The sequence below is a fragment of the Saccharothrix longispora genome (assembly GCF_030852425.1).
GTDB lineage: Bacteria > Actinomycetota > Actinomycetes > Mycobacteriales > Pseudonocardiaceae > Actinosynnema > Actinosynnema longispora.
On the sequence record NZ_NSDM01000007.1, the window covers coordinates 363,419 to 381,500 of the forward strand.

Here is an 18,082-nt window from a genome sequence, read left to right on the forward strand (position 1 = left end):
ATGTACGCCTACGTGCTCGGAGTCGGCGCGACCCTCCTGGGCGCCTGGACGAGCCAGGTCCTGGAAGTACCCCCGTGGGCAGGGGTGATCACGACGGCCGTCGTCTTCGCCACGGGTGTGGGACTGCTGCTGCAGTCGACGCACGGCGACGCCGTGCTCTCCGCCGAACACCGGGCGCGAGGCGACCGGCCCCGGGGCACCTGCACCCGACACCGCTGTTGCGCGACGACGGGGTGAGACCCCGGGTGAACGACCACGGGTGACCCCGTGCCGGTGCGGGCGCCGGAGTTCGGCGCCCGCACCGGCACGGGCAGTCCGCCCGCCGGGTCGCCGGTCGGCCGGCTACTGCTTCGTCGAGGGCTGCTGGCTGGGCAGGCGGCCTTCCGCCATGCGCTTCGCCACGTCCCGCCGCAGCCACAGCAGGTAGGTCCACACCAGTGAGAAGACGATGCCGATCGCGCCCAGGGCGGTCAGCGCGAACCACGACGCGATCATCACCACGTGCAGCGCGACGATCACGTACACCGCCCACCCGCGCTTGAGGACGGCGCAGGTGGCGATGAACGCGACGATCAGACCGAGCACCAGGTAGCCGGTGCCCGTGCCGATGCCGCCACCCAGCTTGGCCACCACGGGCAGCGCCAGGGCGACGACGATCGCCTCCAGGATGAGCGTGCCCGCCATGATGCCCCGGAAGGACTTCATGGGGTCCTTCTTCGGCGCGGGGGCCGGGGAGGGGGCGGCCGGGGTGGTCACGCGGGCTCCTTGCCGAAGAGGGCGCGGGCCTCGCCCGCGGTGACGACCGAGCCGGTGACGATCACGCCGCCGCCGGAGACGGTGTCGCCGTCGTCGTTCTCCTCGGCCAGCCTCACGGCTTCCTCGACGGCGTCCACGAGGTGCGGCTGGACGACCATGCGGTCCTCGCCGAAGATCGGGACGGCCACGCCCGCCAACAGGTCCGGGTCCATCGCGCGGGGCGAGGAGTTGGCGGTCAGGACCACCTCCTGCACGACCGGTTCCAGGGCCGACAGGATGCCCACGGCGTCCTTGTCGTCCATCACGCCGACCACGGCGACGAGCTTGCGGAAGCCGAACTCCTCGTCGAGCGCCTTGGCGAGCGCTTCGGCGCCGTGCGGGTTGTGGGCGGCGTCGACGAGGACCGTCGGGGCCGCCCGGACGCGTTCGAGGCGGCCCGGGGAGGCGACCGCGGCGAACGCCTCGCGCACGGCCTCCACGTCGAGCTGCCGGTCGGAGCCCGCGCCGAAGAAGGCTTCCACGGCGGCCAGGGCGAGCGCGGCGTTGGCGGCCTGGTGCGCGCCGTGCAGGGGCAGGAACACGTCCTCGTAGACGCCGCCGAGGCCCTGGAGCCGCAGCACCTGCCCGCCGACGGCGATGTCGCGGCGGAGCACCCCGAACTCGGAGCCGGCGCGGGCGACGGTGGCGTCGACCTCGGCGACCCGGCGCAGCAGCACCTGCTCGACGGCGGGGTCCTGCTCGGCGAGCAGCGCCACCGCGCCGGGCTTGATGATCCCGGCCTTCTCCTCGGCGATGCCGGCGAGGTCGCCGCCCAGGTACTCGACGTGGTCGAGGCCTATGGGGGTGATGACCGCGATGCGGCCGTCGGCGATGTTGGTGGCGTCCCAGGACCCGCCCATGCCGACCTCGACGACGGCGACGTCGACGGGCGCGTCGGCGAACGCGGCGAACGCCATGCCGGTGAGCACCTCGAACTTGCTCATCGGCACGTCGCCGCGCGCGTCGACCATCGAGAGGTACGGCTCGACGTCGCGGTAGACCTCGACGTAGCGCTCGGGGCTGATGGGCGCGCCGTCGATCGAGATCCGCTCGGTGGCCAGCTGGAGGTGCGGGCTGGTGTACCGGCCGGTGCGCAGGCCGATGCGCGTGAACAGCGCGTCGACCATCCGGGAGGTGGACGTCTTGCCGTTGGTGCCGCCGATGTGCACGACGGGGTAGCCGCGCTGGGGGTCGCCGAGGAGGTCGGCGAGCGCCTGGACGCGGGTGAGGCTGGGTTCGAGCTTGGTCTCGGGCCAGCGGGTGTTCAGCTCGGACTCGACCTGCCGGAGGTCGTCGAGGCCGGCCGCGTCGTGCCCGCTCACGACTGGGGGAGGGTGTCGAGGCGGGCGTGGATGCGGTCGATCTCGGCGTTGGCCGCCGCCAGGCGGGTCTGGATCTTGGCGACCACGTCGGCGGGCGCCTTGGCGAGGAACGCCTCGTTGCCGAGCTTGCCCTCGCACTGGGCGCGTTCCTTCTCGGCGACGCCGAGGTCCTTAGCGAGGCGCTTGCGCTCGGCGGCGACGTCGATGGTGCCGGACAGGTCCAGCTCGACCTTGACGGTGCCCTGCGGCAGGCCGACGTCGAGGGACGCGGAGGCGTTGAAGCCGTCCTCGGGTTCGGTCATGCGGGTGAGGGCGCGGACGGCCGGCACCTGGTCGGCGAGGTCGACGCAGCAGGCGCCGCGGACCTTGCCGGCGACCTTCTGGGCGGGCTTGAGGCCCTGGTCGGAGCGGAACCGGCGGATCTCGGTGACGAGCTTCTTCAGGCCCTCGACGCGCTGGGCGGCCACCTCGTCCCGCTCGACGCCGCTGGGCGCGGGCCACTCGGCGACGACGACGGACTCGCGGCCGGTGAGCGTGGTCCACAGGGTCTCGGTGATGAACGGCGTGAGCGGGTGGAGCAGCCGCAGCACGACCTCCAGCACGTGGCCGAGGACCGCCTGGGTGGCCTCGGCGCGGGCGCCGCCCTCGGCGAGCTGGACCTTGGCGAGTTCGAGGTACCAGTCGCAGAACTCGTCCCACGTGAAGTGGTAGAGGGCTTCGCTGAGCTTGGCGAACTGGAAGGACTCGAACTGGCCGTCGACGTCGGTGACGAGCTGGTCGAGGAGGTCGAGGATCCAGCGGTCGGCGTCGGTGAGCCGGTCGCGGGCCGGCACGGGGCGGGCGACGGTGGCGCCGTTGTTGAGCGCGAACCGGGAGGCGTTCCACAGCTTGGTGGTGAAGTTGCGGGAGCCGGCGGCCCACTCCTCGGCGATGGCGAGGTCGGAGCCGGGGTTGGCGCCGCGGAGCAGGGTGAAGCGGGTGGCGTCGGCGCCGTAGGAGTCCATCCAGTCGAGCGGGTCGATGCCGTTGCCGCGCGACTTGGACATCTTCTTGCCGTGCTGGTCGCGGATGAGGCCGTGCAGGAAGACGTGGTCGAACGGCTGGACGCCGTCCATGGCGTAGAGGCCGAACATCATCATCCGGACGACCCAGAAGAACAGGATGTCGTAGCCGGTGGACAGGACGCTGGTCGGGTAGAACTTGGCCAGGTCGTCGGCGGAGTCGGGCCAGCCGAGGGTGGAGAAGGGCCACAGGCCGGAGGAGAACCAGGTGTCGAGGACGTCCTCGTCCTGGCGCCAGCCGTCGCCGGCGGGGGGCTGCTCGTCGGGGCCGACGCAGACGACCTCGCCGTTCGGGCCGTACCAGACGGGGATGCGGTGGCCCCACCACAGCTGGCGGGAGATGCACCAGTCGTTGAGGTTGTCGACCCAGTCGAAGTAGCGCTTGGCCAGCTCCGGCGGGTGGATGGTGGTGCGGCCGTCGCGCACGGCGCCGGACGCGGCCTCGGCGAGCGGCGCGACCTTGACCCACCACTGCATGGACAGGCGGGGCTCGATGACGGTGTCGCAGCGCGAGCAGTGGCCCACGGAGTGCTTGTAGGGGCGCTTCTCGGCGACGATGCGGCCCTGCTCGCGCAGCGCGGCGACGACGGCGGGGCGCGCCTCGAACCGGTCGAGACCCTCGAAGGGGCCCTTGGCGGTGATGTTGCCGAGGCCGTCCATGACGGTGAGGGCGGGCAGGCCGTGGCGCTGGCCGATCTCGAAGTCGTTGGGGTCGTGGGCGGGGGTGACCTTGACGGCGCCGGTGCCGAACTGGGGGTCGACGTGCTCGTCGGCGACGACGGGCACGTGGCGGCCGGTCAGGGGGACCTCCACCTCGGTGCCGATGAGGTGCCGGTAGCGCTCGTCCTCGGGGTGCACGGCCACGGCGGTGTCGCCGAGCATGGTCTCGGCGCGGGTGGTCGCGACGACGATGGACCTGTCGCCGGAGCCGTAGCGGATGGAGACGAGCTCGCCGTCGTCCTCGGAGTGGTCGACCTCGATGTCGGACAGCGCGGTCCGGCAGCGCGGGCACCAGTTGATGATGCGCTCGGCGCGGTAGATGAGGCCGTCGTCGAACAGCTTCTTGAAGATCGTCTGGACGGCCTGCGACAGGCCCTCGTCCATGGTGAAGCGGGTGCGGCTCCAGTCGACGCCGTCGCCGAGGCGGCGCATCTGGCCGAGGATGCGGCCACCCACCTCCTCGCGCCACTCCCAGACGCGTTCGAGGAACTTCTCGCGGCCGACGTCGTGGCGCGACTTGCCCTCGCCGGCGAGGGCGCGCTCGACGGCGGTCTGGGTGGCGATGCCCGCGTGGTCGGTGCCGGGCAGCCACAGCACCTCGTAGCCCTGCATGCGCCGGCGGCGGCTGAGGGCGTCCATGATGCTGTGGTTGAGGGCGTGGCCCATGTGGAGGCTGCCGTTGACGTTGGGCGGCGGCAGGACGATGGAGAACGGCGGCTTGTCGCTGGTGGCGTCGGCCGTGAAGTAGCCGCGTTCGACCCACCGCTCGTACAGCCCGGCCTCTACCTCGGCCGGGTTCCAGGCCGGCGGGAGTTCGGTGCGCTGGGGTGCGGTGGGGGTCTCAGTCACGGTCGAAGTCTACGGAGGGCCGGCTATCGACTTCTCACCAGATAGCTGCTACCGCCACCGACGTGTGGCGCCGTGCCCCGTCCGAGTGGGCTGAGCAGGGGGCTCGTGCCGGCGCACGCGGCCGGGGCCGCCGGCGCCGGGACGTGTCGACTTCGCGGCGATTTCCTGCTAACGCCTTGGTGTGGGCGGCATGGGGACCTAGTGGAATGGGGCCTGGTGGACGAGTACCGGATCGAGGACCACCCGGACCTGCGGGACCCGGGGTGGTCGCGGCAGGCCGTGCGGCGGGCCGAGCGGGAGGCGCGGTGGCGGCGGTGGCGGTCGCGGCGTCCGCCGCGGCGGTTCTGGGTGGGGTCGGCGATCGCCGCGGCGGCGGTGCTGCTGGCGTGGGCGGTGTTCGCGACGCAGGGCGGGGGCCCGGCGGCGGGACGGCGGGCGGTGGACGTGGGCGACCCGTTCGCGGGCACGTCGGCGGCGGCGTGGGCGGACGGCGAGGCGGGTGTCGTGGCGCCGGCGGCCGTCCCGGTGGGGTCGTTCTCCGCCGAGGAGGTGGCGGGGGCCTACGAGCGGGTGCGGCGGGCGGTGGTGGCGGCCCGGTTGGACCGGCGGGTGGTGCAGGACCGCGACGTGGAGCCGCTGCTGTCGTTGTTCGCGCCGGACCTCCGGGAGTCGGTGCGGACGCTGTTCGACGGGCGCAACGACGGGGAGGCGGCGCTGGTGGCGACGCGGGTCGCGGACGGGGTGCGGTTGGCGGGCGTGGAGCCGAAGGTGCGGGGCGGCATGGAGGCGGCGGTGGGGCCGTCGGGCGAGCTGGTGGTGCGCACCGACTACGCGTTCGCGTACGCGTTCGAGGCGGCCCGGCCGGAGGAGCTGCGGGGGCCGGAGGACCTGGTGGCGATGACCCGGTTCGAGGTGCGGTACTCGCTGCGCGAGGGCGGTCCGGGAGTGGCGGGGCTGTGGGCGGACGAGTCGGCGGGGGTGTTCGACTCGGTGGCGTGCCCGGCGGCGAGGCGGGGTTTCCTGGCGCCGGCGTTCACCGATCCGTCGCTGCCGCCGGGGCTGTCGTTCGACGTGGGCTCGCCGTCGTCGGCGTCGGACGGCTGCCCGGGGTGAACCCCGGACCGGGGTCACCCGTCCGGCCGATTCGATGATGTGTGACGCCGCTCACAATTAACGTTGATCACCGGATCGGCGCAGGTGAGGACGCCGGATTCACGGGTCGGTGAAACCCCTTGCGACCCGTGACAGCGGTCCCGCGTCGCCCTTCGGCGAGCGGTCGATCGGGAGACCGCCGGCGCACTCGCGCGGGGTGCGCCGGCGGCACGCACGTCATCCGGTCGCACAATGGGGTCATGGAGCGCAGGCCACCTCAGCAGGACATCGACGAGTCCCTGATCGACGTGAGCGAGCCGAAGCGCTGGGCGGCGGGCATCCCCGGCGTGGCGGTGGCGCTCAAGCGCGGTGTCGAGCAGATGGGGGTGACCCGCACCGCGACCACGTTGCGGCTGCTGAACCAGCGCGAGGGCTTCGACTGCCCGGGGTGCGCGTGGCCCGAGCCGCAGGGGCACCGCAGGCCGGCCGAGTTCTGCGAGAACGGCGCCAAGGCGGTGGCGGAGGAGGCGACGCGCCGCCGCGTCGGCCGGGAGTTCTTCGCGGCGCACCCGGTGGCCGAACTGGCCGGGAGGACCGACTACTGGCTGGGGCAGCAGGGCCGGATCACCGAGCCGTTCGTGCTGCGCGAGGGCGCGACGCACTACGAGCCGATCGACTGGCAGGACGCGTTCTCGCTGGTCGCGGAGCACCTGAACGGCCTGGCGAGCCCGCACGAGGCCGTGTTCTACACCTCGGGCCGCACCAGCAACGAGGCCGCGTTCCTGTACCAGCTGCTGGTGCGCTCGTTCGGCACGAACAACCTGCCGGACTGCTCGAACATGTGCCACGAGTCGTCGGGCGCGGCGCTCTCGGAGACCACGGGCATCGGCAAGGGCTCGGTGGGCATCGACGACTTCGCGCGCGCGGACCTGATCGTGGTGGTGGGCCAGAACCCCGGCACGAACCACCCGCGGATGCTCTCCGCGCTGGAGGACGCCAAGCGCGGCGGCGCGCGGATCGTGGCGGTGAACCCGCTGCCCGAGGCGGGGCTGCTGCGCTTCAAGAACCCGCAGAACGCGCGCGGCCTCGTCGGCGCGGGCACGCAGCTCGCCGACGAGTTCCTCCAGATCAGGCTGGGCGGCGACCAGGCGCTGTTCCAGGCCGTCGGCAACCTCCTGCTGACCTGGGGCGCCGTCGACGCGGAGTTCGTCGAGGGCCGCACCGACGGCTTCGACGCCTACGCCGAGCACGTGCGGGACCTCGACTGGGACGCCGTCGACGCCGCGACGGGCCTGCCGCGCGCGCAGGTGGAGCTGTTGGCGCGGATGCTGGCCGACTCGGAGCGCACCATCTTCTGCTGGGCCATGGGGCTGACCCAGCACCGGCACTCGGTGCCGACGATCCGCGAGATCGCGAACGTCGCGCTGCTGCGCGGCATGATCGGCAAGCCCGGCGCGGGCCTGTGCCCCGTGCGCGGCCACTCCAACGTGCAGGGCGACCGCACCATGGGCATCTGGGAGAAGATGCCGGAGAAGTTCCTGTCGGCCCTGGAATCGGAGTTCGGCGTCGCGGTGCCGCGCGAGCACGGGTTCGACACGGTGGCGTCGATCCGGGCCATGCACGACGGCCGGGCGAGGGTGTTCTTCGCCGTGGGCGGCAACTTCGTCTCCGCCGCGCCCGACACCGCGGTCACCGAGGCGGCCATGCGCGGGCTGGACCTGACCGTGCACGTGTCGACCAAGCTCAACCGCTCGCACGTGGTGCACGGCCGCACGGCGCTGGTCCTGCCCACGCTCGGCCGCACGGAGAGCGACCTCCAGCACTCCGGCGAGCAGTTCGTCACCGTCGAGGACTCGATGTCGGTGGTGCACCGCTCGCGCGGCGCGCTCGCGCCCGCGAGCGACCGGCTGCTGTCGGAGGTGTCGATCGTGTGCCGCCTGGCGCGCACCCTGCTGGGCGCGGACCACCCGGTGCCGTGGGAGGAGTTCGAGAAGGACTACGACCTGATCCGGGACCGGATCGCGCGCGTCGTGCCGGGCTGCCGGGACTACAACGAGCGGGTGCGCCGGCCGGACGGGTTCGTGCTGCCGCACGCGCCGCGCGACGCCCGCGAGTTCACCGGTACCCGCACCGGCAGGGCGCAGTTCTCGGCGAACGAGCTGACCGTGCTGGAGGTGCCGGAGGGCAGGCTGCTGCTGCAGACCCTGCGCAGCCACGACCAGTACAACACCACCATCTACGGCCTGGACGACCGCTACCGGGGCGTGAAGGACGGGCGGCGCGTGGTGTTCGTCAACCCCGACGACCTCGTCGGACTGGGCCTGGCCGACGGGCAGCACGTCGACCTGGTCAGCGAGTGGCCGGAGGACCCGACCGGGGTCGTCGAGCGGCGGGCCGAGCGGTTCCGGGTGGTCTCCTACCCGACGGCGCGCGGGTGCGCGGCGGCGTACTTCCCCGAGGCGAACTCCCTGGTGCCGCTGGACTCCACGGCCACCGTGTCCGGCACGCCCACGTCGAAGTCGATCGTGGTGCGGTTGGCGGAAGTCGCGGACTGACGCGGGGCCGCCGGGTCACCGTGCGCCCGTGACACGGGGGCACCGGTGGTCGTCGGTCGCGTTCGGGGTCCTGCCGGCGCCCACGTGGTGGCAGCCGCCGTGGCCGGCCGAGCAGGCGCCGCACACCTCGCTGACGGCGGTGGCGCTGGTCGCGTCGGCGGCGCTCGGCGCGCTGCTCACCCCGGCGCTCGGCGCCACGAGGAGCCGACGCTCGCGACGAGCACCCGGTGCCGCACCACCCGCCGGTCGAGGCTGAGGGCGCGGAGCGTCCCGGGCGCGGGGGTAACGCCTGCGGCCGTTCGGGCGAACACAGGTGTGTGACCGCAAGGACCGCGCTCGTCGCCGCCACCGCCGCGCTGCTCGCCCTCACGGCGTGCACCTCGACGGAGGACGCCGCGCCCGCCACGCAGTCCGCGCCGTCCACCACGGCAACCGAGTCGGCGGGCGTGAACTGCGACGACGCGCCGCAGGACGTGGTCGCGACGGCGTTGGAGCTGCGCCTCCAGCACTCCCGGCAGGCGATCCGCGACGACGTGGTGACCTGCACCTACGACGGGGGCGGCGCGGTCGTGCGGTTCCGCACCGGCGCGGACGCGGCGTCGTTCGCCGAGGGGAGGGGGGCGCAGGAGCACGTCGAGGACGTGCCCGGCTTCCACGACGAGGCGTACCGGGCCACGACCACCAGGGGCGAGGTCGTGCAGACCGTCGTGGCGGCACGGCGGGGCACCGTGGAGATCACGGTCACCTCCGGCGCGACCGTCGACCACGCGACGCGGCTGGTCGACACCCTGTTCGCCCGGCTCTGACCCGCGCCCGCCCCGGCTCTAGCCGGCCTCCAGCACGGCCATCGCGGCGTTGTGGCCGCCGATGCCGCTGACCCCGCCGCCGCGCCGCGCGCCCGCCCCGCACACGAACAGGTTGGCCGCGTCGGTCTCCACGCCCCAGCGGCCCACCTCGTCGTCGTCCTCGGCGAACGGCCACGCCAGCCCGTCGTGGAAGATGTTCCCCCTGGGCAGGCCGACCTCCGCCTCCAGGTCGAGCGGCGTGCGGGCCTCCAGGCACGGCCGGCCCTCGGCGTCGGTCGCCAGGCAGGCCGCGATCGGCTCCTCCAGCACGGCGTCCAGGCCGGCCAGGTAGCGGCCGACGAGCCGCTCGCGCAGCCCCGCGTTGTCGGCCTCGAACAGCGCCGCGGGGGTGTGCAGGCCGAACAGCGTCAACGTGTGGAAGCCCCGCTCCACCAGGTCCGGCGCGAGGATCGACGGGTCGGTCAGCGTGTGGCAGTACATCTCCGCCGGCAGCACCGACGGCACCGCGCCGGCCGCGCTCTCCCGGTAGGCGGTCTCCAGCTGCGCGTAGGACTCGTCCAGGTGCAGCGTGCCCGCGAACGCCACCCCCGGGTCGACCCCCGAGCGGAACCGGGGCAGCCGCTCCAGCAGCATGTTCACCTTCACCTGGCAGCCCTCGGCCACCGTCCTCGGGTCCCGGCCGCGCAGCCGGTCCAGGGTGGCCGGGGCGGCGCCGGACAGCACGAACCGCGCACCCACCACGCGCCCGTCGAACTCGACCTCGGCCGTGCGGCCGTCGGCGTCCACCCGGGACACCTCGACGCCGGTCACGACCTCCGCGCCCGCCTCGCGCGCCACCCGCTCCAGCTCCGCGGTCACCGCGCCCATGCCGCCGACCGGCACCCGCCACTCACCCGAGCCGTTGCCGACCACGTGGTAGAGGAAGCACCGGTTCGCGGCCAGGTCGCGCAGGGACGCGTGCGTGCCGATCAGCCCGTCCGTGGCGACGACGCCGCGCACCAGGTCGTGCGTGAACAGCTCCTCCAGGGTCTCCCCGAGCGGCCGTTCCACGACCTGGTCCCACAGCCGGGCGCGCGCCACCGAGTCCACCCGCAGTCGGGCGTGCTCGCGCGACACCAGCGGTTCCAGCATGGTCGGCGCCAGCGCCCGCGCCAGCACCTCCAGGTCGTCGTACCAGCGCCGCCAGCGCTCGAACTCCGCGTCGGACCCGGTCAGCGCGCGGAACGACGCGGCCGTCGCCTTCCCCGGCCGCCGCTCGACGAGCAGGTCGCCGGCGGGCGTGTACGACGACGTCGAGCGCGACCGCAGCTCCAGCCGCAGCCCGAGGTCGGCCACCACCCGGTCCGGCAGCAGGCTCACCAGGTACGAGTAGCGCGACAGGCGCGCGTCGACACCGGGGAACGCCCGCTCGCTGACCGCCGCGCCGCCGACGTGGTCGAGCTTCTCCAGCACCAGCACCGAACGGCCGGCCCGCGCCAGGTAGGCCGCGGCCACCAGCGCGTTGTGCCCGCCGCCGACCACCACCACGTCGTAGGAGTCCACCCGGTGATCCTAAGGGGCCGGGAACGCCCGGCCGCGGTCCTCGGCCGGGCGACGGGGCCGTGACCTCGCGGGCCGGCGGCGCACCCGCCGCCCGGCACCTCCGTAGCCTGGTCGGTGGCTCGCGAAAATCCCGACCAGGTGAAGGAGGTGCGCCGTGGGACGGGTCACCGTGCGTCGCCCGGTGGTCGCGTACGCGCGACGGGAACGCCGTTCGAAGATCGACACCCTCGCCGCCGAGGAGCCGTTGGAACTGCGCGTGAACGGCAAGGCCCTCGCCGTCACGATGCGCACGCCGGGCAAGGACGTGGAGCTCGCGCACGGGTTCCTGCTCAGCGAGGGCGTCATCGGCGGCCTGTCCGACATCGCCGTGGCCCGGTTCTGCGAGGGCGCCGGCCCCGACGGCGTGAACACCTACAACGTGCTCGACATCACCCTCGCCGACGGCGTCGCGCCGCCCGACGCGGGCGTGGAGCGCAACTTCTACACCACGTCGTCCTGCGGGGTGTGCGGCAAGGCCGCGCTGGACGCGGTGAAGCTCAAGACCCGCTTCCCCCCCGCCGCCGACACCTCCACCGTGGACGTGGACGTGCTGGCCGCACTGCCCGACGCGCTGCGCGAGCGGCAGAAGGTGTTCGCCTCCACCGGCGGCCTGCACGCCGCCGGGCTGTTCACCACATCTGGTGACGCCCTGGTGGTGCGCGAGGACGTGGGCAGGCACAACGCCGTCGACAAGGTCCTCGGCCGGGCCGTGCTCGACGACCGCGTCCCGCTCGCCGGGACGGTGCTGATGGTGTCCGGTCGCGCGTCGTTCGAGCTGGTCCAGAAGGCCGCGATGGCGGGCGTGCCGGTGCTGGCCGCGGTGTCCGCGCCGTCGTCGCTGGCCGCCGACCTGGCCGAGGAGCAGGGCGTCACCCTCGTCGGGTTCCTGCGGGGCGACTCGATGAACGTCTACACCGGCGCGGAGCGGGTGGTCCCGTGAAGCCCCTGGACGGCGTGCTGGTGGTCAGCCTCGAACAGGCCGTCGCCGTCCCCTACGCCACCCGGCTGCTCGCCGACCTCGGCGCGCGCGTCGTCAAGGTCGAGCGGCCCGGCGGCGGCGACTTCGCGCGCGACTACGACAGCGCGTGCGGCGAGGTCTCCTCCTACTTCGCCTGGACGAACCTCGGCAAGGAGTCCGTCACCCTCGACCTCAAGCAGCCCGCCGGCCGCGAGGTGCTGGACCGGCTCGTCGCCCGGGCCGACGTGGTCCTGTGCAACCTCTCGCCCGCCGCCGCGCGTGGACTGGGTGTGGACGCCGGGGCGCTGCGCGCGACGAGACCGGACCTCGTGGTCGGCGAGCTGTCCGGTTACGGCTGGGACGGCCCCTACGCCGACCGCAAGGCGTTCGACGCGCTCGTGCAGTCCGAGGCCGGGCTGGTCGAGCTGACCGGCGACGGCGAGGTCACCGCCCGCGCCGGGATCTCGGTGGCCGACATCGCGGCGGGTGTGCAGCTCCAGTCCGCGGTGCTCGCCGCCCTGCTGCGCCGCCACCGCACCGGGGAGGGCGCCACGCTGCGGCTGTCGCTGTTCGAGGCGCTGGCCGAGTGGATGCACCAGCCCATGCTGTACGCGGTGGGCACCGGCGCCGCCGCGCCGCGCACCGGCGCGCACCACCCCACCATCGCGCCCTACGGGCCGTTCCCGTGCGCCGACGGCGCCGTGCACCTCGCCGTGCAGAACGACCCGCAGTGGCGGCGGCTGTGCGACGTGCTGGGCGTGCCCGGGCTGGCCGACGACCCGCGCTTCGCCACCGTCGCCTCCCGCGTCGAGCACCGCGCCGACCTGCACCGCTCGCTCGACTTCGGCGCGTGGACGGCGGCCGGGCTGCTCGCCGCGCTCGACGCCGCCGACGTGCCCGCGGCCCGCACCCGCGGCGTCGCCGACCTGCCCGCGCACCCCCAGGTCACGGCACGAGACCGCCTCGCCCGCGCGACCGTGCCGGGCGGGGAGGTCACCGTCCTGCGGCCACCCGTGGACTCCTCCGCGTGGGACTGGACCCCCGGCGCCGTGCCCGCGCCGGGCGAGCACACCGAGCACGTGCTGCGCGGGCTCGGCTACACGGAGCAGCAGGTGGAGGCCCTCCGGACCGCATCCGTGATCTGAGGAAACGTCGCACCCGCCCCGCGCGATGGGTGGGCAGGGACTCGCTGGAGGCGACATGGTCAGCAGGCGCACGGTGCTCACCGCGTCGGTCGGGAGCGCGCTGGTGGCGGTCGGGATCGCGGCGGTGCACGGCGACGCGCCGTTCGGCGAGGCGCTGCGGCACGCCGTGGGCGTGGCCGGACCCGTGCCCGCCGTGAAGCGGGCCGTCGTGCGGGTCGAGCGGGTGCGCTCCGAGCACCGCGGCCGCGAGGTCGACCTGCTGACGCTCGTCCCGCCGGGCGTGCCCACCCGGGGCCTGCCCATGTCGATCCTGCTGCACGGCCGCTACGGCACGGCGCGCCTCGCCGCGTTCGGCGGCCTGCCCGAGGTGCTGGTGTCGGCCGTGGGCCGGGGTTCGGTCCCGCCGTTCGGGTTCGTCGCGGTCGACGGCGGCGACAACTACTGGCACGAGAACCACCCCGGCGACGACCCCATGGCCATGCTCCTGGAGGAGGTGCCCGCCTGGCTCGCCGAACGCGGCTACGGCGCGCCGTTCGCCTGCACCGGCGTGTCCATGGGCGGCTTCGGCGCCCTGCTCTACGGCCGCCGCCGCACCGAGCGCCGCGAGAGGACCGCCGCCGTCGCCGCCGTCTCCCCCGCCCTCATCACCACGTGGGAGGAGATGGCGAAGCGCGACGCGTTCCGCGGCCCCGAGCAGTGGGCCCGCCTCGACCCGCTCAGGAACCTCGACAAGCTCGGCGACGCGCCGATCGGCGTGTGGGTCGGCGACCGCGACCGGTTCGTCGACGGCACCACGACCCTGCTGGAGAACGCCAGGCTGGCCGTGGAGTCCATCACCCCCGGCGGGCACGACGACGCGTTCTACCGCAGGATCGTCCCCGACGTCGTCCGCTTCCTGGGCCGCCGCGTGCCGCGCTGAACCCTTCACACGACCCGCACGTCCCCCCACCGGGACCTCCACGCGGCCGTGGTTGCCTCGGCACATGCCGACGACGCTCCCGGACCCCATCGACTACCTCGACCACGCGGCGCGCGAGGGCCGCGGCTACAAGCTGCGCCTGCTGGACGCCCTGGACCTGCGCCCCGAGGACACCGCCCTCGACCTGGGCTGCGGCCCCGGCACCGACCTGCCCGCCATGGCCGAGCGCGCCGGTTCCGTCATCGGCGTCGACCTCGACCCGGTCATGGTCGCCGAGGCGCGCCGCCGCACCGAGGGCCTGCCCGTCGAGGTGCTCCTGGGCGACGCCCACGCCCTCCCGCTCGACCCCGGTTCGGTGAGCCGGGTCCGGGTGGACCGCGTGCTGCACCTCGTGCGCGACCCGGCGGCCGTCCTCGCCGAGGTGGCGCGGGTCCTGCGGCCCGGCGGGCGCGCCGTGCTGGCGCAGCCCGACTGGGAGACCCTCGTCCTCGACCCGGGCGCGGTCAGCGCGAACCTCGCGTTCAACCGGTTCGTGTGCGACCGCGTCGTCCGCCACCCGGTGGTGGGACGCCGGTTGGCCCGGCTCGCGTCCGGCGCGGGGCTGCGCGTGGAGTCGGTCGGGACCACCGCCCCGGTGCTGCGCGACTTCGACACCGCCGACCACCTGCTGGGCCTGACCCGCAACGCGCACCGCGCCGCCGCCGCCGGCCACCTCACCCGGGCCGCGGCCGACGCGTGGCTCGCCGACCTGGCAGCCGGACCGTTCCTGGCGGCGTTCACCCTGTTCCGGGTGGTCGTCACCGCGCCCTGAGGGGGTGGCGGTGACGGGGTTCAGCGCGGCGTCAGGGGTGTCCGGCCGCTGCGGACCCACTTCAGCACCGCCGCCCACGGGCCGTACCCGGAGTCCGCGTTCAGGTGACCACCGTCGAGGATGACGTCCACCTCGACCCGCAGCGCCTCGGCCAGCAGCTTCGCCTTCCCGACCGGGCAGTACCGGTCGTCGCCGCCCACCACCAGCCGCGTGGACGCGGCGGCCCGGCGCAGCGCCCCGGAGTCCGCCGCGGGGTGCAGGAACTCGTGGATCAGGGGCTCGTCGGCGTAGTCGGGCGCGGGCGGGGCGACCAGGAGTACCCGGTCGACCCGCAGCGCCCCGTCGAACTCCCCCGCCGCGTGGTGCAGCCACAGCAGTCCCGCCAGCGAGTGCGCCACGACCACCCGTTCGGATGACGTGGGCATGGCCGCGAGGTGCGTGCGCAACTCGTCCAGCCACACCGCCAGGCGCGGTGAGTCCGGGCCGGTGAACTGCGGCAGGTCGACCGTCCCACCGTGGTGGGCCAACTCGCCCGCCAGCCAGTTCTGCCAGTGCGCCGGCCCGGAACCACCCAGTCCGTGCAGGATCAGCGCGTGCGGGAGGGACAACTCACGCCGACTTCTCGCGGCGCTCCCGGCGCGAGGGCTGCCGGGCCACGATCGTCGGGTTCACGTTCTCCTTCACGGTCTGCTCCGTGATGACGACCTTGGCGACGTCCGTGCGGCTCGGGATGTCGTACATCACCGGCAGCAGGACCTCCTCCATGATCGCCCGCAGGCCACGCGCACCGGTGCCGCGCAGGATCGCCTGGTCGGCGACGGCCTCCATGGCGGTGCGGGTGAACTCCAGCTCGACCCCGTCCATCTCGAACAGCTTCTGGTACTGCTTGACCAGCGCGTTCTTCGGCTCGGTGAGAATCCTGACCAGGGATTCCTTGTCGAGGTTGGTGACGCTCGCGACCATCGGCAGGCGGCCGATGAACTCGGGGATCAGGCCGAACTTGATCAGGTCCTCGGGCATCGAGTCGGCGAAGTAGTCCGCCGCGTCGACCTCCGCCTTGGTGCGCACCTCGGCGCCGAAGCCCAGGCCGCGCTTGCCCACCCGGTCCTGGATGATCTTCTCCAGGCCCGCGAACGCGCCCGCCACGATGAACAGCACGTTCGTCGTGTCGATCTGGATGAACTCCTGGTGGGGGTGCTTGCGCCCGCCCTGCGGGGGCACCGACGCGGTCGTGCCCTCCAGGATCTTCAGCAGCGCCTGCTGCACGCCCTCACCGGACACGTCGCGCGTGATCGACGGGTTTTCACTCTTCCGAGCGATCTTGTCGACCTCGTCGATGTAGATGATGCCCGTCTCGGCGCGCTTGACGTCGTAGTCCGCCGCCTGGATGAGCTTGAGCAGGATGTTCTCGACGTCCTCGCCCACGTAGCCGGCCTCGGTGAGCGCCGTGGCGTCCGCGATGGCGAACGGCACGTTCAGCATCTTGGCGAGCGTCTGGGCCAGGTAGGTCTTGCCGCACCCGGTCGGCCCGAGCATGAGGATGTTGGACTTGGCGAGCTCCACGCCGTCGTCGCGGCCCTCACGGCCCCGGTCACCGGCCTGGATGCGCTTGTAGTGGTTGTAGACCGCCACCGAGAGCGTGCGCTTGGCCTCGTTCTGGCCGATCACGTACTGGTCGAGGAACTCGTGGATCTCGGCGGGCTTGGGCAGCTCGTCGAGCTTGACGTCGCCGGCCTCCGCGAGCTCTTCCTCGATGATCTCGTTGCAGAGGTCGATGCACTCATCGCAGATGTAGACACCCGGTCCGGCGATGAGTTTTTTCACCTGCTTCTGGCTCTTGCCGCAGAAAGAGCACTTCAGCAGGTCGCCGCCGTCACCGATACGTGCCATGACCGCTGACCTCTGTCCCCTCCGGCGCACGACCTGGTGAGGTGCGCCTGACTGCTGGTGTGGCGAGTGCCCGCTGGGTGCGGGGTCCGCCCGTTCCCCTCGACGGTACCTGGCCTACCCGCCTGTGCGGGAGGACCAGCGTGCCCCCGACACCCCGTACCAGGGGTGAACCCCGGTCGGCTCGGCGTGTCGGGGGCCTCGCCGCGGGCTACTTCGCCGAGAGCTTCCGGTAGGGCAGGACGCTGTCGACGATGCCGTACTCCCTGGCCTCCTCGGCCGTCAGGATCTTGTCGCGCTCGATGTCGAGGCGCACCTGCTCCGGCGTCCGGGAGGTGTGCCTGGCCAGCGTCGTCTCCAGCAGGCGGCGGACGCGCTGGATCTCGTTCGACTGGATCTCCAGGTCCGACACCTGGCCGTACACGCCCTCCGTGGCCGGCTGGTGGATCAGGATGCGGGAGTTCGGCAGCGCGTGGCGCTTGCCCGGGGTGCCCGCCGCCAGCAGGACCGCGGCGGCGGAGGCCGCCTGGCCCAGGCAGTAGGTCTGGATGTCCGGGCGGACGAACTGCATGGTGTCGTAGATGGCCATCAGCGAGGTGAACGAGCCACCCGGCGAGTTGATGTACATCAGGATGTCGCGGTCGGGGTCCTCCGACTCCAGCACGAGCAGCTGGGCCATCACGTCGTTGGCCGACGCGTCGTCCACCTGCACGCCGAGGAAGATGATGCGCTCCTCGAACAGCTTGTTGTACGGGTTGGACTCCTTGATGCCGTAGCTGGTGCGCTCGACGAACGACGGGAGCACGTACCGGGACTGCGGCGCGTGGAACTGGCTCACTTCACTGTCTCCTGGTGTGTGCTCGCTGGTCAGTTGGTCGTCGCCTGGCTGGCGCGACTGATCACCTTGTCCACGAAGCCGTACTCGAGGGCCTCCTGGGCGGTGAACCAGCGGTCGCGGTCCGAGTCGGCGACGATGCGCTCGACCGGCTGACCGGTGTGCTGGGCGATCAGCTCGGCCATCTCGTGCTTGGTGCGGGTGAGCATGTCCGCCTGGATCGCGATGTCCGCCGCCGTGCCGCCGACACCCGCCGAGGGCTGGTGCATGAGGATGCGGGCGTGCGGGAGGGCGTGCCGCTTGCCGGGGGTGCCGGCCGAGAGCAGGAACTGGCCCATCGACGCCGCGAGCCCCATCGCGTAGGTGGCCACGTCCGGCTCGATGAGCTGCATCGTGTCGAAGATCGCCATGCCCGCGGTGACCGAGCCGCCGGGCGAGTTGATGTAGAAGGTGATGTCCTTCTCCGGGTCCTCGGCGGCGAGGAGCAGGAGCTGGGCCACGATCTGGTTGGCGATGTTCTCTTCGACCTGCGTGCCCAGCACGATGATCCGCTCGCGGAGCAGGCGCTCGTAGACCGAGTCGTTGAGGTTCATCCCCGAGGCCGCTCGCATCTCGGGCGTCGGGAAAGAGTGCTGCGTCACGTCTGCCTGCCTAACTTTGCCGACTAGCTGTGCCGAAAAAGAGTCTCGTGCCAACGACCTTAACGAAGGCGGGCGGCGTCGACTTCCCGACACCGCCCGCGTTCG

16 protein-coding genes are annotated in these 18,082 nt (G+C 73.1%); 8 read left to right on the plus strand and 8 right to left on the minus strand.

The window, feature by feature from the left end; translation table 11 throughout:
- Positions 1-342: 342 nt before the first annotated feature.
- From CKY47_RS18950 to CKY47_RS18960, 3 genes are read right to left on the minus strand one after another with little or no spacing between them, the layout of a single operon-like run.
- Positions 343-756 (minus strand): DUF4233 domain-containing protein, encoded by a 414-nt coding sequence (locus CKY47_RS18950; protein WP_306747186.1) that lies wholly within the window; start codon positions 754-756, stop codon positions 343-345.
- Positions 753-2,117 (minus strand): bifunctional tetrahydrofolate synthase/dihydrofolate synthase, encoded by a 1,365-nt coding sequence (gene folC, locus CKY47_RS18955; RefSeq protein ID WP_306747187.1) that lies wholly within the window; start codon positions 2,115-2,117, stop codon positions 753-755. The genes CKY47_RS18950 and folC overlap by 4 nt, the downstream gene beginning before the upstream one ends.
- Complete coding sequence (locus CKY47_RS18960) at positions 2,114-4,747, minus strand: valine--tRNA ligase (protein ID WP_306747188.1); 2,634 nt, start codon at positions 4,745-4,747, stop codon at positions 2,114-2,116. The genes folC and CKY47_RS18960 overlap by 4 nt, the downstream gene beginning before the upstream one ends.
- A 201-nt stretch (positions 4,748-4,948) precedes the next feature.
- On the opposite strand from CKY47_RS18960, the gene CKY47_RS18965 reads away from it, so the two are divergent.
- From CKY47_RS18965 to CKY47_RS18980, 4 genes are all read left to right on the plus strand, one after another.
- Positions 4,949-5,860 carry a hypothetical protein gene (locus CKY47_RS18965; protein ID WP_306747189.1) on the plus strand — a complete coding sequence of 304 codons (912 nt, stop codon included), beginning with the start codon at positions 4,949-4,951 and terminating at the stop codon, positions 5,858-5,860.
- Between the two features lie 239 nt (positions 5,861-6,099).
- On the plus strand, positions 6,100-8,394 hold the full coding sequence (locus tag CKY47_RS18970; protein ID WP_306747190.1) for an FdhF/YdeP family oxidoreductase: 2,295 nt from the start codon (positions 6,100-6,102) through the stop codon (positions 8,392-8,394).
- Between the two features lie 28 nt (positions 8,395-8,422).
- Complete coding sequence (locus CKY47_RS18975; RefSeq protein ID WP_306747191.1) at positions 8,423-8,650, plus strand: hypothetical protein; 228 nt, start codon at positions 8,423-8,425, stop codon at positions 8,648-8,650.
- 61 nt (positions 8,651-8,711) lie between these two features.
- Complete coding sequence (locus CKY47_RS18980) at positions 8,712-9,200, plus strand: hypothetical protein (protein WP_306747192.1); 489 nt, start codon at positions 8,712-8,714, stop codon at positions 9,198-9,200.
- Positions 9,201-9,218: 18 nt separating this feature from the next.
- Here CKY47_RS18980 and CKY47_RS18985 read toward each other — a convergent pair whose 3' ends face one another.
- Entirely contained in the window at positions 9,219-10,742 is a 1,524-nt protein-coding gene (locus tag CKY47_RS18985; protein WP_306747193.1) for a phytoene desaturase family protein, read from the minus strand.
- Positions 10,743-10,896: 154 nt separating this feature from the next.
- On the opposite strand from CKY47_RS18985, the gene fdhD reads away from it, so the two are divergent.
- The 4 genes from fdhD to CKY47_RS19005 all read left to right on the plus strand — a co-directional run bounded on the left by fdhD (position 10,897) and on the right by CKY47_RS19005 (position 14,614).
- Complete coding sequence (gene fdhD / locus CKY47_RS18990; RefSeq protein ID WP_306747194.1) at positions 10,897-11,721, plus strand: formate dehydrogenase accessory sulfurtransferase FdhD; 825 nt, start codon at positions 10,897-10,899, stop codon at positions 11,719-11,721.
- Positions 11,718-12,884 carry a CaiB/BaiF CoA transferase family protein gene (locus tag CKY47_RS18995; protein WP_306747195.1) on the plus strand — a complete coding sequence of 389 codons (1,167 nt, stop codon included), beginning with the start codon at positions 11,718-11,720 and terminating at the stop codon, positions 12,882-12,884. Before fdhD ends, CKY47_RS18995 begins: the two co-directional genes overlap by 4 nt.
- Before the next feature lie 55 nt (positions 12,885-12,939).
- Complete coding sequence (locus CKY47_RS19000; protein ID WP_306747196.1) at positions 12,940-13,803, plus strand: alpha/beta hydrolase; 864 nt, start codon at positions 12,940-12,942, stop codon at positions 13,801-13,803.
- A gap of 64 nt (positions 13,804-13,867) precedes the next feature.
- Positions 13,868-14,614 carry a methyltransferase domain-containing protein gene (locus CKY47_RS19005; RefSeq protein ID WP_306747197.1) on the plus strand — a complete coding sequence of 249 codons (747 nt, stop codon included), beginning with the start codon at positions 13,868-13,870 and terminating at the stop codon, positions 14,612-14,614.
- A gap of 20 nt (positions 14,615-14,634) precedes the next feature.
- Here CKY47_RS19005 and CKY47_RS19010 read toward each other — a convergent pair whose 3' ends face one another.
- The 4 genes from CKY47_RS19010 to CKY47_RS19025 all read right to left on the minus strand — a co-directional run bounded on the left by CKY47_RS19010 (position 14,635) and on the right by CKY47_RS19025 (position 17,977).
- Positions 14,635-15,222 (minus strand): RBBP9/YdeN family alpha/beta hydrolase, encoded by a 588-nt coding sequence (locus tag CKY47_RS19010; protein WP_306747199.1) that lies wholly within the window; start codon positions 15,220-15,222, stop codon positions 14,635-14,637.
- 1 nt (position 15,223) lies between these two features.
- Entirely contained in the window at positions 15,224-16,504 is a 1,281-nt protein-coding gene (clpX, locus tag CKY47_RS19015; protein WP_306747200.1) for an ATP-dependent Clp protease ATP-binding subunit ClpX, read from the minus strand.
- Positions 16,505-16,712: 208 nt separating this feature from the next.
- Positions 16,713-17,339 carry an ATP-dependent Clp protease proteolytic subunit gene (locus tag CKY47_RS19020; protein WP_306747201.1) on the minus strand — a complete coding sequence of 209 codons (627 nt, stop codon included), beginning with the start codon at positions 17,337-17,339 and terminating at the stop codon, positions 16,713-16,715.
- A gap of 29 nt (positions 17,340-17,368) precedes the next feature.
- On the minus strand, positions 17,369-17,977 hold the full coding sequence (locus CKY47_RS19025) for an ATP-dependent Clp protease proteolytic subunit (protein WP_306747202.1): 609 nt from the start codon (positions 17,975-17,977) through the stop codon (positions 17,369-17,371).
- Between the last annotated feature and the right edge of the window lie 105 nt (positions 17,978-18,082).